We start from the raw sequence: 14,675 nt of genomic DNA on the forward strand, positions 1-14,675 counted from the left end.
AGAGGTATAAAAGTACCCCGCCTTACTCAGGATGCACTAAAAGGGTAACTTAGACAAATCTACATTTCCTCCGGAGAGGATAATGCCAACTTTTTTATCCCGAAAGATTTCCTTTTTTCTAAGCACAGCAGCAAAGGGAACCGCGCAAGAAGGTTCTATAATAATCTTTAGCCTTTCATAAATAAGTCGCATGGCTTGAACAATCTCATCTTCTTCAACTCTGATGATTTCTTTTACTAACTTTTTGATAATTGGGAAGTTGATATCACCAAGTTGTGTTTTAAGTCCATCCGCAATAGTATTTACTGTTTTATTACTTTCAATTTTGCCAGAAATAAGAGATCTATATGCATCATCTGCCTCAAAAGGCTCTCCACCAATGGTTATACATCTAGTGCTTAAGTAATGAGCTGCGAGAGCCGTTCCCGCTATTAAACCACCCCCTCCAACTGGGGTCAATAGATAATCAAGATCTTCTTGCGATACTAGCAATTCAATTGCCGCAGTTCCCTGACCTAAAATAACGGAAAGATCGTTAGATGGATGAAGAAAAGTTGCCCCTTTGCTTTTTACGATAGCGGCAGCTGTTCTTTCGCGGTCTTCAATAGTTGAAGGACACAAAATGATCTCACCTCCATATTGTTTTACTGCTGCTTTTTTTACTTCGGGGGCAGATTCTGGCATTACAATGTAGGCTTTTATTCCAAGTGTTTTAGCAGCCAGTGACACTGCCTGAGCAAAATTACCAGAAGAATGTGTAACTACTCCAGACTGTTGTTGGGCTTCTGAAAGTTGCAACATTGCATTTAAAGCTCCTCTCATTTTAAAAGCTCCCATTCTTTGAAAGTTTTCACATTTAAAATAAAGCTGGGCTCCGCTCATTTCATTAAGAAGAGTAGAGGTTAAGATAGGCGTATTGTGCACATGAGGTTTAATTCTTTTCATGGCAGCAATAACCGCTTCTTTGCTAGGAATACTCATTAACTATGTTATCGTAAAAAAGGAAATTTCTTAGGATTAGATTCATGCATAATTTGATAGATTTTTTCAAAAATATCTTCAGCATTTGGCTTAGAAAAATAATCTCCATCGGTACCATAAGCAGGTCTATGGGGTTTAGCGGTAAGGGTTTGGGGTGCACTATCTAAATATTGATAGGCACCTTGTTTTTCTAACACCTCTTGTAGTAAATATGCCGAAGCACCGCCTGGTACATCTTCATCTATAACCAATAATCTATTTGTTTTCTTAACACTCTTTAATACATCATGATTAAGATCAAAAGGCATTAATGACTGGCAGTCAATTACTTCGGCATCAATACCTACCGTATTTAGTTCTTTGCTCACCTGCGCTACTATTCTCAGTGTAGACCCATAAGAAAGCAATGTGATATCTTTACCTTCTTTTAAAGTTTCTACCACACCTACTGGTGTTTTAAAAGCTCCAATATTGGAGGGTGATTTTTCTTTTAATCTATATCCGTTAAGGCTTTCAATTACAAGAGCAGGTTCATCGCTAGACAGTAATGTGTTATAAAAACCAGCTGCTTTAGTCATATTTCTAGGCACTAGAATATGCATTCCTCTTAACAAGTGAACTATTGCTCCCATTTGTGAACCACTGTGCCAAATACCTTCTAAACGATGTCCTCTAGTTCTTACTATTAAAGGAGCTTTTTGTTTTCCTTTGGTTCTATACAAATAAGTAGACAAATCATCACTTAATATTTGAATCGCATACAGAAGGTAATCTAAGTATTGTATTTCTGCTATAGGCCTTAATCCTCTTAACGCCATTCCAATACCTTGACCAATAATAGTTGCTTCTCTTATTCCTGTATCTGCAACTCTTAAAGCCCCATGTTTTTCTTGAAGGCCTTCCAGGCCTTGATTAACATCACCTATATATCCTGTATCTTCTCCAAAAATAAGTAGGTTTGGATTTTCACTTAGAAGAACATCAAAATTATCTCTTAGCACCACTCTGCCATCTACCTCCTTAGCACCATCATTGTATTCCGGTAAAACAGGTTTAACATGAATCAACGCTGTGTCATTTTCGTTGTATAAATGTGAACTGTATTCAGGTTGTATTTTTCTATAAGCGTCCTTTATCCAATTTTGAAGATGTAATTTTTCAGGAATATCTTCAGAAATCACATAACGTAGCGATCTTCTAGCAGCTGAAATAATATCTTTCTTCATTGGCTCTTCATTAGCTACCAAATCATTTTTAAGTTTAGATATAAAAACTTTATTAGTGCTTTTAGAAGCTAATTTATCAAGAAGACTTACGGCCTCTTTTTTAAAAGTAAGAATTGGCGATAGAAAATTATTCCATGCCTTTTTGCGGGTTTCTCGGATTTCTTTTTTAACCTCTTTTTCTAACAGACGTAACTCCTCATCTGTTGCAATATTACTCTCAATGATCCATGCTCTCATTTTGAGGTTACAATCATAAGCACGTTCCCATTCCAGCCTTTCTTCCGTTTTATAGCGTTCATGTGAACCTGATGTAGAATGCCCCTGAGGTTGTGTAAGCTCTTTTACGTGAATTAAAACTGGCACATGTTGTTCCCTAGCTATTTTCCCTGCAAGTTCATATACCTCTACTAATTTTGGATAATTCCATCCTTCTACGATCATGATCTCATAACCCAGATTTTCATCATCACGCTGAAATCCTTGTAAAATTTCTGAAATACTTTCTTTAGTAGTTTGGTACTTTGCAGGTACAGAAATACCATAATCATCATCCCATACACTAATAACCATAGGTACTTGTAGAACTCCAGCAGCATTGATGGTTTCAAAAAAGATTCCTTCGCTAGTACTAGCATTTCCTATAGTACCCCAAGCAACTTCATTGCCATCAATCGAAAAATTATCGGCCTTTGTATTTTTTACATTTCTATAAATTTTTGATGCCTGAGCCAGCCCTAAGAGACGTGGCATTTGTGCTGCAGTTGGAGAAATATCTGAACTACTATTCTTTTGCTTTGTTAAATCTTTCCATGTACCATCTTCATTGAGACTATGAGTTAAGAAGTGACCTCCCATTTGTCTTCCCGCAGACATTGGGTCTGCTTCTATATCTGTATGTGCGTAAAGCCCTGCAAAGAAATGATTGGGCTTATAAGTACCCAATGCCATCATGAAGGTTTGGTCTCTATAATAACCGCTTCTAAAATCTCCATTTTTAAAAGCCTTTGCCATGGCAAGTTGAGGAACTTCTTTTCCATCTCCGAAAATACCGAACTTAGCCTTCCCAGTGAGCACTTCTCTTCTTCCGAGAATGCTACACTCTCTACTTGTAATTGCAATACGGTAATCTTGAATAATCTCCTTTTTAAATTCCTCAAAAGAAATATCCTTTTTTGTATTCGTATCTACTTTCATAAGCTAGAAAAGGGTTTTTGCAAAAGTAATCAAAAAGATTGGTTTTAGCAATTCTCGGAAATGCCGTAATAATGAAATATTCTCATTATTACCCTTTGTATTTTGATAATATTATATTTTAAAGACGTAAAATGATAAAAAAATAAGAATGTAATAATTTATTTTTAAAAAATCTTTTGTATAAACTGTTAGTTCATAAGAATCTAGAACCACTTGCGGGTAAAGAGCCCTAAGAGTGTTCTAGGGCTTAAGGTCACTATAAAACGTATTTTTTGATCATATCTTTCTTGTCCCACTTCCCAACCATTACTTGAATAAAGCGGAAAATACAATTCAAAATAATCAGTTAACAGATTGAGGCGGATGCCGGAATCGTATACAAAGCGTGCATTTCTACGATTATCTTTTATAAAACCAACGTCACCATATAATTCAATCCAACGCCAAACATTAAAGCTTCCATTAGCTGTAACCATCCAGTTATTAGAAAATGGATTTTCTAATTTTGATTTAAATCCGCCTTCAGCAATGATTAATTGTTGACTAAATAGACCTGAGTTCTCTGACCTCCCCAGATAGTTAAAATCAAATAAATAATCAGTTGGGCGATCTAACGCGAAGCTGAAAAAATCTGAGTTCGTATTATTAAAAATAAATTTTCCCGCAAAAAGTCTTAAATTAAGTTGTCTATTATTTTGATATAATTTACGATACTCAACATTCAAAGCTACTTTGGAAAAATTTTGAGCGATCTGAAAATCAGTAAACCAAGAAAGGTAATTAATAATTCCATTATTGGAGTAGGAATACCTAGCATTGAGAACACTATAGTCTGGATCTGTTTCTACATCTGTAGATCTGTCTCTTAATACGTTTACATACCTTAGTGTTACAAATTCTCTTTCATTAGACCGAAAATCGTTTGTTCTAAATCCAAAAGAAACAGAAGGTGTAATAGTCATAAACCTTGAGTTTTCTGCAAAATGAAAAGAAGAACCTCTAAGCGCATAGTTTACCCTATAAAGGCTTTTGTTATCTATATTATGCCTATATGCAACCACTCCCGAGCCTACTAAAGATTTTTCACCACTAGACCATGAAGGTTGAAGGTCAAAAATAAAGGGTTTGTCTAAAAGCGTTTTGTTGTGAAAACGCATTCCTACTACGAATTCGTCATAGAAGTTATAGGTAAAAACAGGTACAAAAAATACTTGATTAGCATAGGGGTTTTCAGCATCCTTAAGTAATTTGAACTGTAATTTTTTATTTCCTGAGAAAAATCCGTTTAATGATTTCCAATTGTCCCGTTGATTAAATTCTGGAATAATCTTATCATAATTTAACACCAATCTTTCTGCACTGTCTCTAGCTATTTGAAATGTCTTTTCTTTATCAATATCCGTAATCCAATATTTGGAAACTACAGAATCATTTTTGATACCGTATAAAGAAATAGGTACATTAGTGCCTCTTTTATTTTTAATGGTTACTTGTAATGAATCATTCTCTATCTTCTTTACTTTTCCAATTTTAAAGTCAATCTTGTTACGAGAATGAATATAGTGATCAAAAAACCAATTAATACTTTTTGGACTTCCCTCTTTCAAATAATCTTCAAAAACATTTGCATCAATGTCTTTAAGCATTTGTTCATTGTAAAACTTTTTAATTCTAGGTTCTACATAGTCATGTTCTAAATAATCATTAAGGTATTTTAAACCAATACCTGCTTTGTATTTGCTGGCTATCTTTTCATTAAATTTCACAAGAGAATCAATTGGGGTGTCTAAGGATTGATCCAGATTTTTTCGTTGCATTAACATGAAGAGAAATGGATACTGGTCATTAAACTTCATCTTAGACAAATGAAAAGTATTTATAATAAAGAAATCAGAAACATTCCCTAACAACTTCATATCAGGGTAATGGGTTTCCACATACTTGATCATCAAATAGGTTTGAATGGCATCTAACACCCATCTTTCTCCCCTTGGGTCTACGTAAATAGTATTCTCCAACCAGTTATTAAGGGTTGTCTTAAGAATTTTCATTTCAAATTGAAAATCTTCAGGAAATGGTCTTAAAAAGGAGGGAAGCTGGTTTAGGCCGTACAATGGATTCTTTTTATATTCTAATTCACTAACCAGCAAGCTTTTATGTGGAAAATTTCCCAGATGCTCTGCTATAAAATTAACTACTTTATCTACGGAGACCGCTTTTTGGATATCATCCATATTACGTCCGTCAAGGTTCGTGATTAATTTTACCTTATCATTTTCATAGAAAGAAAAAGTCTTTGTTTTGTCTAGATGAAGTCTTATATCTGTTCTATTGGTACCCTTTAAAAGTGCTTGCTTGAAGCCCGTAATTGTGTTGCTTTCAACAACATCTAAATCTGAGGTTAGAAAATAATTTTCTGGATAATTAAAGGTTATTTCATAGTTTGAATTATAGGTATAAAGATCATCAAGGTTTTTATCACTGTAGAGCTTCCATCCTTCTTCTTGCAGTACTGCAGGGGAGAGATACCAATACCGTAATTTTACGTCTCCGTCTTTATTAATGCCATACTTTGTGAATTTACTACTTGGCAAATGAACCGTGTATGATATTTTAATTGGATAATATTCTCCTGGTTTAACAGGTTCTTCTAGCGGAACTCTTATCAGATCTCCTTCTTTTAAACGACGCCAATCCAAAAACCTGAATTGACGATCTGTCATAGAAATTATTTTTGTAAAACCTCTTTCTTCATCTTTTGCCAAATGCAAACTCCTATCAAACTCTTCTGCAAACCGATTCGCTAAACCAGTATTTTTACTTGAATATGCATTATTCCAATCTGAAAGGTATATGGTATAAAGCGTTTGTCCTGTAACATTTTGAAATACAATTTCCTGTTGAATATTGATTGTTTTCTGATCTTCATGAAAAGTAGCTGTTATTTTATGCTTATTTTGAGCATATAGAGAGCTTACCATTAAAAGCAGGACAAGGGAACGATATGTTTTTATGAGATCCAACAATCTAATTAAATTCTGTAAAAGTTTTGGGATTACTAATTATTCAACAAGACTAACTAACTTTAAAAGCCATTTAAGTACTTTTCATACTATTTGTTTAAAAATCAAATTAAAAATTAGGACTGAGATTGTATTTACCATAAAAAGAATCTAGTACATCAATCACTTCTTCCTCGGTATCTACAATTTTAATTAAATCTAAATCTCCGGCACTTATATTTTGATAGCGATCTAATAAAACCGATTTAATCCATTCAAGGAGTCCTCCCCAAAAATCGCTTCCTACTAAAATAATAGGAAACTTACCAATTTTCTTTGTCTGGATTAGTGTAATTGCCTCAAAAAGTTCATCCAAAGTACCAAAGCCTCCTGGCATAACCACAAATCCTTGAGAATATTTAACAAACATTACTTTACGCACAAAAAAGTAATCAAAATTAAGGTTTTTATCACTGTCTATATAAGGATTATCGTGCTGCTCAAAGGGTAGATATATATTGAGCCCTACAGAGGTTCCCCCTCCCAAATGAGCCCCTTTATTTCCAGCTTCCATAATACCAGGACCTCCACCAGTGATAACGCCATAACCTGCTTCCACAATCTTTTGCGCTACACTTTCTGCTAATTTATAGTATTTATGATCTGGTTTTGTTCTTGCAGAACCAAAAATAGAAACACACGGACCAATACGACTCATTTTCTCAAAACCATTGACAAACTCTCCCATGATTTTAAAAATAGCCCATGAATCATTCGTCTTAATTTCATTCCATCCTTTTGAATGCTGCTCTTTCCTCATAAATTAATTATTTTTTGATGTGGTCTAAGGTAATTCTTTTTTAAGAAATTTAGCAGTATAGCTTTTAGGATCCTTAGCTACTTTTTCTGGAGTACCTTCAGCTACTACTTCTCCTCCTCCTTTACCTCCTTCATACCCAATATCAATTATATAATCTACCGTTTTAATAACGTCTAAATTATGTTCAATTATGAGCACTGTGTTGCCTTTATCTACCAGTTTATTTAAAACCTCCATCAAAACTCTTATATCTTCAAAATGCAAACCTGTAGTGGGTTCGTCTAGAATATAAAAGGTGTTTCCGGTATCTTTTTTAGAAAGCTCAGTGGCTAATTTAATTCTTTGCGCTTCACCACCAGATAGAGTTGTAGATTGTTGCCCTAGTGTAATGTATCCTAAACCAACATCTTTAATGGTTTTAAGTTTACGATGTATTTTTGGAATATTTTCAAAAAATTTAACGGCTTCATCAATAGTCATATTCAATATATCTGAAATTGATTTGCCTTTATAACGAATCTCTAATGTCTCTCTATTAAAACGTTTCCCTTGACAGGTTTCACATTCAACATAAACATCTGGTAGAAAATTCATTTCAATAACTCTTAAACCTGCTCCCTCGCAGGTCACACATCTTCCTCCTTTAACATTAAAACTAAAACGCCCTGGTTTGTAGCCTCTTATCATTGCTTCGGGGGTTTTAGTAAATAGCGTACGAATTTCACTAAAAACGCCTGTATAAGTTGCAGGATTAGATCTGGGAGTTCTTCCAATAGGGGACTGGTTAATATCTATTACCTTATCAATATGCTTTAAGCCTTGAATACTTTTATAAGGCATGGGTTTCTTTACCGCATTGAAAAAATGAGCATTGAGAATAGGGTATAAGGTTTCATTTATTAGGGTAGATTTACCGCTGCCTGAAACCCCGGTTACACCAATCATTTTTCCCAACGGCATTTTTACCGTAACATTTTTTAAATTGTTACCAGTGCAGCCTTTTAAAACCAATGTATTTCCGTTTCCTTTTCTGCGCTTGATGGGAATTTCTATCTGTTTAGTTCCGTTTAAATAATCTGCGGTTAAGGTGTGAAATGTTTTGATTTCTGCGGGGCTTCCCTGAGAAATAATTTCACCACCGTGTTTTCCTGCTTCTGGACCAATATCTATTACATGATCTGCCTGTTCAATCATATCTTTATCATGCTCTACAACAATAACAGAATTTCCAAGATCTCTTAAAGCCGTTAATGACTTTATAAGGCGTTCATTATCTCTTTGGTGCAAGCCTATACTAGGTTCATCAAGAATATATAGCACTCCAACTAATTGAGAACCAATTTGAGTTGCTAATCTAATACGCTGGGCTTCTCCACCTGAAAGCGATTTTGAACTTCTATTCAAAGAAAGATAATCAAGGCCTACATCTAGTAAAAATCGGATACGGGTATTAATCTCTTTTACCACCTCTTCTGCTATTTTAAGCTGTGTGCCAGAAAGTGATTTAGGTAATTTTGAGAACCAGTTGCCTAAGTCTGAGATATCCATTTCAGCAAGTTCTGCGATATTCTTTTTATTAACCTTAAAGTTTAGCGATTCCTTTTTTAGTCTTGAACCATCACAAACAGGGCATCTATTCTTATCCATGAACCCTTTTGCCCATCTTTTTATACTAGTAGAACTACTTTCGTTAAACTGATTGGTAATAAAGCTTATAATTCCTTCAAATTCAATTTTATAATCTTTAGTAACTCCTAAAGTCTTAGATGCTACCGAAAATCGTTCATTTCCTCCATGTAAAATTACTTGCATTGCATCTGTTGGAATTTTATCAATAGGATCAGTCAACTTAAAATTAAAACGTTCTGCTATAGTTTCTAGCTGTTTGAACATCCATGATTTTTTGTACGCTCCCAAGGGTTCAATACCACCAGCTTTAATACTTCTTTTGTTGTCTGGAATTACCTTATCAATATTTACTTCATGAACAGTTCCCAATCCACTGCATTTAGAACACATACCTTTAGGCGAATTGAAAGAAAATGTATTAGGTTCTGGTTTTGGATACGAAATACCAGATGAAGGACACATTAAATTACGACTAAAGTAACGAACTTCCTTAGAATCATGATCAATAATCATTAACACATCATCTCCGTGATACATAGCTGTGTTGATGGTTTCCATTAGTCGTTTCTGCACTTCTTCAGATGCCGGATTCACCTGCAATCTATCAATTACAATTTCAATATCATGAGTTTTATACCGATCTGCTTTCATCCCCTTTTCGATGTCTCTAATTTCGCCGTCTAACCTGACTTTTACAAAACCCTGTTTTGATATTTGTTCAAAAAGTTCTCTGTAGTGTCCTTTTCGAGAACGAATTACAGGCGATAAAACATTAATTCTTTTTCCTGAAAAATCCTGAAAAATCAGCTCTTTAATTTGCTCATCACTATAACTGACCATTTTTTCGCCCGTATTGTAACTGTAAGCATCAGCCGCCCTAGCAAAAAGGAGTCGTAGAAAATCATAAATTTCAGTAATAGTTCCTACAGTAGATCTGGGAGATTTAGAAGTTGTTTTTTGCTCAATGGCAATAACAGGAGAAAGACCATCTATTTTATCCACATCAGGACGCTCTAATCCTCCTAAAAATTGTCGTGCATAGGCAGAGAAGGTTTCTATGTATCTTCGCTGACCTTCTGCATAGATCGTGTCAAAAGCAAGTGATGACTTTCCACTACCGGAAAGCCCCGTAATCACCACTAAACGTTCTCTAGGAATGGTTACGTCAATGTTTTTTAAATTGTGCTCTCTGGCACCTCTTACCTCAATATATTCTTCGTAATTTGTCATAGCAATACAAAGTTGCAAAAGTACAGTTTTGAGAGCTATAAAGAAAGCTGTGGTGGCTTAGAATTTTGTTAATTATAGGTTTCTAAATTATCTATTTTTAGATTAAAAAATAAGATTTTATGAGAAGTAGCTAAAAGGATTCCAGTTTTGGTTTTTTTCCATTCATCCCAACTTGCTTCCAGCCCTCCAATTGGTATAATACTTACCCACATTTTAAAGTTTACAGGACGTCCATTCTCATCAATACGCCATAAATAGGAATCACCTGGTGTACTGCCTCCTTTAGTATAAGTAATCAATAATCCCTTATTGCCATCTTTCAAATTCACTAATTTTCTGGTAACACCTGTGTCAAAAAGTTTAAAAGGTGCTATTAACCAAAACGAGTCGTTATTAAAATAATCAATTGCTTTGTTGATTAATTCAGATTTTTCTTTTTGTGCAAGCGCACCTGATGGTGATAATACCTCACTTTTCTCTTTTTGTTTTAAATCAAGGGATACCTTGTTACCTCCCCATTTCACAATAACATTTTCCTCTTTTTTATTCCAGATATAATGATGTTCTCCGGGAAAAGACCATTCTATAATCGCCGTTTTTTTGAATGCATCATAATAAAGATTTTCTTGGATTTTCAAGGCTAACCTATCTGCTTCTTCACCTTCAATTCCCTCTGGTAATTTTTCATCTAAAACAAAAAAGGTTACTGTTAACAGCACTCCAAGGAAAATAAGCGTCAGAAAAATCCATTTAAAAAATTTTTTCACCATCAAGTAACTCTTTTATTATAGATTAACTAATTTTATGCTACTAATTTACTGCATTAAAGATGAAACTACTAGGTATTGGATCAAGGATTAATCATCCAGAATATGGTCAAGGGGTGGTAACCAATGTTACTGCTATTCACTATTGGGTTACTTTTATTGAAAAAGGTTTGGAAACTATTGCCATTGACGATTCTTTTGAAGTAATTGAAACTTTGGAAGATGATGTTGACACAGTTAGTTTTTATGAGATTGAAAAAAGTCTTCGTTCTATTTTAAAAAGATGGAGTGACGTGAGCGAAGTCACCCCTATAGCTGATAAGTTTAAAGGAGGGAAACTGATTCTTGAACCTTCTAATACAGAGCTGAAAAGCCATGAGGTGCCTATTGATACTTTTTTTAACAAAATTATTATGGTGAGAGACCGTTTACGAGTCATGGAACAAAAAATTAATTCTAGCAACTTAGAGAATAGTGAAAAAATAGACCTTCAGCAATATCTCAGCCGCATCTATGGCAGCCTTACTACCTTCAATGTTTTATTCAAGAATAAATCAGAAGTATTTGTTGGCGCTGGTAAACGAAAAGATTAAAGGTTTCTTATAATGGAACGAGCTAATAATGTAGCTGCCTCTGGATGGTATCTAAACCAGAGTTCTGGTTCAATGAGTTCCAGTTCTGAAAGTGCCAATTCGCCTTCATTATCAGTGAACATATCGACCCTTGCATAAATAGGTTTCTCAATACAATTTTTTACAGCATTCTCCGCAAATTTGATGGCTTTAATTGATGCAGAATAATTGTGTACGCTTCCTCCGAAGTCGTCTTGTACCCTAAAGTCACCAGACTTTGCCTTTTTCAAAATAGCATGACTATATTTTCCATTAATAATCATTAAAGACAATTCCCCTTCGTTTATAATTTCATGTTGAAAGGGTTGCAGCATCATTGCTTCTTGCTTAAGTAATTGTTCTAATAGCCTTTCATATTGATGTGAATTTTCCAGAGAAACTCGGTAAGTATGTCTGGCAGCGCCAGAAACACAGGGCTTTAAAACAGCATCATACCAATCGGTATTTTGAATTAGATCATATAAAGAAATACTTTCACCTTTTTCAATAAATCGGGTAGGAGTGATACGTACCCCTTTTTTCTGAAGGTCTAATAAATAGTGTTTATCAATATTCCAACGAATAAGTTTTTCCGAATTGAACAATCTTGTAAGTTTACTTACAGTATTAAGCCAATTAGAAAACTCGTTAAACCTATCAAAATAGTCCCAGGTAGTTCTAAAAAGTATTGATTTAGCAGAGGACCAATTAAAATTAGGATCATCCCATGATTTTCTTGTTACAATTAATCCTTCTTTTTTTAATGCCGCTACCACCAAATTATCTTCTAAAAGAACATTTTTTGTATACGTATCTATTTTTTTTGGTGATATCCATCTGCAATCTGTTAACACCACTACATCTATTAATTTCATATCAATGTTGATGTTAATCAATATCCTACAGCGATATCATCACCTCTTGGATCTGCACCTCCTTCTAGTGTTCCATCTGGCCAAACCAAAATAGCATCTACCTTGCCCATAATGGGAGTTCTGTTTTCATTTATAATATATCCCTTATGCCTCAAACTGTCTAAAAGTTCTCTAGAAAACCCTTTAGGCTCAAATGTAATTACATCTGGTAACCATTGATGGTGAAAGCGTGCTGCATTCACGGCCTCTTGCATACTCATTTCAAATTCATAAACGTTGAGAATGGTTTGCAATACTGCAGTAATTATGGTGGATCCTCCTGGAGTGCCTACTACCATCCAAAGTTTTCCGTCTTTTTCTACAATAGTGGGGGTCATAGAGCTTAACATTCTTTTACCAGGTGCTATACTGTTTGCCTTAGCTCCTATAAGTCCAAACATATTAGGAACTCCTGGTTTTGAGCTAAAATCGTCCATTTCATTATTCAGAAAAAAACCGAGTTCGTCTACGTATAGCTTAGATCCGTAAGCTCCATTAAGTGTAGTAGTAACAGAGACCGCGTTTCCCTTACCATCAACTATAGAATAATGTGTGGTTTCATTGCTCTCTACAAAATTAATCTCACCACGACGAATGTTTGAGGATTGCGATGCACTCTCAAAACTAAAATCCTGCATTCTACTGGTAAGGTATGACTCAGAAATTAGGGTGTCTTTAGGGATTTTAACATAATCCGGATCCCCCAAAAAATAATTGCGGTCTGCATATGCTCTTCTTTCTGCTTCTGTTATTAATTGAATAGCTTTCATTGAATTATGGCCATATTCACCAATATCGTAAGGTGCAATCATTTTCATAATCTGAGCAAGCGTAATTCCTCCACTTGAAGGAGGACTCATAGAAATCACTTTTATGTTTTTATACGTAAAAACTACAGGATCTCTCCATTTTGCTTCATAGGTAGCAAGGTCTTCAAGAGTAACGTAACCTCCTTTTTCTTGAATGAAACTTGAAAGTTGTTTGGCTATTTTTCCCTTATAAAATGCATCTCTTCCATTTTGTTGAATCCTAATTAGTGTTTTTGCCAACGCAGGATACTTAATAGTGTCTCCGGCTTTAAAAGTTTTAGCAAACAAGGTGCTGTCACCACTTACTTGAACAATTAAGTCTCTGTATTTTTCTAAACGTTTTTCCTGATTTTTGGTGACCACCAAGCCTGTTAAAGCTATGTCAATTGCTGGCTGTATAAGCTCCTCCATAGGCAAAGTGCCAAACTTTTTATGACATTCAAAAATACCAGCCACGGTACCAGGTACGCCAACAGCAGTTGCCCCATATATACTTTTATCAGGAATTACATTACCCAAACTATCTAAGTACATATCTTTATGAGCAGACAAAGGGGCTTTTTCACGATAATCCAAAGCACCGGTTTCTCCGGTAGACTTACGATATACCATAAAGCCTCCACCACCTAAATTTCCTGCAAATGGATAAGCTACAATTAAAGCAAGTTCCGTAGCCACCATCGCATCAAAAGCATTACCTCCCTTTTGCATAATTGCCACACCAATTTTAGATACTTCCTCTCTTGCTGAAACTACCATCGCGTTTTCTGCAACGAGTCCGCTTGGTTTGGTAAATACTTTAGGCGTATTTCTGCAACTTGCAATTAGCAGAACAGCAATTACAAAAAATAACTTTTTCATAAAGATTTTAGTTTATCTTGGGAATATTCAATTAATTCTTCAAAAAAAGAAGTGAATTCTGATTCAAATTCTTGATAATATTTTTCAAGTTCTATAACTGCAAAATTCATTCGAGAGATGTTTTTGGTACGATTATTCATTTGATAAAGAATTCTACTAATCCCTTCAATAGTAGCATAACTCAATAACCAGTTATCTTTAATCATAAATGGAATCATTTTCTGAATTCTTTGTGGCAGAATATCAAAATGTTTTTGAAGGAGCAGATAAAAGTTTGACACGTAAATATCTAAGGGTACTGGGGAATAATTTTTCCAGTTATGCGCTAAAAAATGATCATAAAAAATATCTACAATCACTCCGCTGTAATGACTATAGTTTGCGTGTAACTTTTTGGTGCTTTTTCTTACGGTAGGATGCGCATCTGTAAAGGTGTCTATATGTCTATGCAATAAAATGCCTTTCTGCATTTCTGGAGGATAATTCATGTATTTTTTACCCCGTACACTATCTGCGGCAAAATTTCCGATTTTTACTAAATCCTGATCCCCGGAAAGATAAATATGGGCAAGAAAATTCATTTTCCGAAAATACAAATTAGTATTTAACTATTCCCAATTTGGAATTGTAT

General features: G+C 34.7%; 10 protein-coding genes. 1 reads left to right on the plus strand and 9 read right to left on the minus strand.

Going from position 1 to position 14,675, the window contains the following annotated elements:
- Nucleotides 1–36 precede the first annotated feature (36 nt).
- The 6 genes from WBG07_RS00505 to WBG07_RS00530 form a co-directional block, all read right to left on the minus strand.
- Nucleotides 37–981: a threonine ammonia-lyase gene (locus tag WBG07_RS00505; RefSeq protein ID WP_340198515.1), complete on the minus strand. Its 945-nt coding sequence runs from the start codon at nucleotides 979–981 to the stop codon at nucleotides 37–39.
- An 8-nt stretch (nucleotides 982–989) separates the two neighbouring features.
- On the minus strand, nucleotides 990–3,401 hold the full coding sequence (locus tag WBG07_RS00510) for an alpha-ketoacid dehydrogenase subunit alpha/beta (protein WP_340198516.1): 2,412 nt from the start codon (nucleotides 3,399–3,401) through the stop codon (nucleotides 990–992).
- Between the two features lie 203 nt (nucleotides 3,402–3,604).
- The gene (locus WBG07_RS00515; protein WP_340198517.1) at nucleotides 3,605–6,382 is read right to left on the minus strand and encodes a gluzincin family metallopeptidase; all 2,778 of its coding nucleotides are present in this window, start codon (nucleotides 6,380–6,382) and stop codon (nucleotides 3,605–3,607) included.
- A gap of 151 nt (nucleotides 6,383–6,533) precedes the next feature.
- Nucleotides 6,534–7,223 (minus strand): LOG family protein, encoded by a 690-nt coding sequence (locus WBG07_RS00520; protein WP_340198518.1) that lies wholly within the window; start codon nucleotides 7,221–7,223, stop codon nucleotides 6,534–6,536.
- Between the two features lie 24 nt (nucleotides 7,224–7,247).
- Entirely contained in the window at nucleotides 7,248–10,082 is a 2,835-nt protein-coding gene (gene uvrA / locus WBG07_RS00525) for an excinuclease ABC subunit UvrA (RefSeq protein WP_340198519.1), read from the minus strand.
- 68 nt (nucleotides 10,083–10,150) lie between these two features.
- Entirely contained in the window at nucleotides 10,151–10,852 is a 702-nt protein-coding gene (locus WBG07_RS00530) for a hypothetical protein (protein WP_340198520.1), read from the minus strand.
- A gap of 59 nt (nucleotides 10,853–10,911) precedes the next feature.
- Between WBG07_RS00530 and WBG07_RS00535 the strand changes: the two genes are divergently transcribed.
- Nucleotides 10,912–11,442 carry a hypothetical protein gene (locus WBG07_RS00535; RefSeq protein ID WP_340198521.1) on the plus strand — a complete coding sequence of 177 codons (531 nt, stop codon included), beginning with the start codon at nucleotides 10,912–10,914 and terminating at the stop codon, nucleotides 11,440–11,442.
- On the opposite strand, the gene WBG07_RS00540 is transcribed toward WBG07_RS00535, so the two are convergent.
- Genes WBG07_RS00540 through WBG07_RS00550 form a run of 3 tightly spaced genes read right to left on the minus strand, consistent with a single transcriptional unit; the run spans nucleotide 11,439 to nucleotide 14,625 of the window.
- Nucleotides 11,439–12,335, minus strand: a complete 897-nt coding sequence (locus WBG07_RS00540; protein WP_340198522.1) for an ATP-grasp domain-containing protein — start codon at nucleotides 12,333–12,335, stop codon at nucleotides 11,439–11,441. The genes WBG07_RS00535 and WBG07_RS00540 overlap by 4 nt on opposite strands.
- Nucleotides 12,336–12,352: 17 nt before the next feature.
- Nucleotides 12,353–14,044: a gamma-glutamyltransferase gene (gene ggt, locus WBG07_RS00545; protein ID WP_340198523.1), complete on the minus strand. Its 1,692-nt coding sequence runs from the start codon at nucleotides 14,042–14,044 to the stop codon at nucleotides 12,353–12,355.
- On the minus strand, nucleotides 14,041–14,625 hold the full coding sequence (locus tag WBG07_RS00550) for an acyl carrier protein phosphodiesterase (protein ID WP_340198524.1): 585 nt from the start codon (nucleotides 14,623–14,625) through the stop codon (nucleotides 14,041–14,043). The genes ggt and WBG07_RS00550 overlap by 4 nt, the downstream gene beginning before the upstream one ends.
- Nucleotides 14,626–14,675 lie beyond the last annotated feature (50 nt).

Origin of the sequence: Ascidiimonas meishanensis (assembly GCF_037782385.1) — a bacterium.
Lineage (GTDB): Bacteria > Bacteroidota > Bacteroidia > Flavobacteriales > Flavobacteriaceae > Ascidiimonas > Ascidiimonas meishanensis.

What these genes read in the sequence shown, in the direction of transcription:
- WBG07_RS00505 (WP_340198515.1), bottom strand. Translation starts at nt 981, where the DNA reads ATGAGTATTCCTAGCAAAGAAGCGGTTATTGCTGCCATGAAAAGAATT.
- WBG07_RS00510 (WP_340198516.1), bottom strand. Translation starts at nt 3,401, where the DNA reads ATGAAAGTAGATACGAATACAAAAAAGGATATTTCTTTTGAGGAATTT.
- WBG07_RS00515 (WP_340198517.1), bottom strand. Translation starts at nt 6,382, where the DNA reads ATGGTAAGCTCTCTATATGCTCAAAATAAGCATAAAATAACAGCTACT.
- WBG07_RS00520 (WP_340198518.1), bottom strand. Translation starts at nt 7,223, where the DNA reads ATGAGGAAAGAGCAGCATTCAAAAGGATGGAATGAAATTAAGACGAAT.
- uvrA (WP_340198519.1), bottom strand. Translation starts at nt 10,082, where the DNA reads ATGACAAATTACGAAGAATATATTGAGGTAAGAGGTGCCAGAGAGCAC.
- WBG07_RS00530 (WP_340198520.1), bottom strand. Translation starts at nt 10,852, where the DNA reads ATGGTGAAAAAATTTTTTAAATGGATTTTTCTGACGCTTATTTTCCTT.
- WBG07_RS00535 (WP_340198521.1), top strand. Translation starts at nt 10,912, where the DNA reads ATGAAACTACTAGGTATTGGATCAAGGATTAATCATCCAGAATATGGT.
- WBG07_RS00540 (WP_340198522.1), bottom strand. Translation starts at nt 12,335, where the DNA reads ATGAAATTAATAGATGTAGTGGTGTTAACAGATTGCAGATGGATATCA.
- ggt (WP_340198523.1), bottom strand. Translation starts at nt 14,044, where the DNA reads ATGAAAAAGTTATTTTTTGTAATTGCTGTTCTGCTAATTGCAAGTTGC.
- WBG07_RS00550 (WP_340198524.1), bottom strand. Translation starts at nt 14,625, where the DNA reads ATGAATTTTCTTGCCCATATTTATCTTTCCGGGGATCAGGATTTAGTA.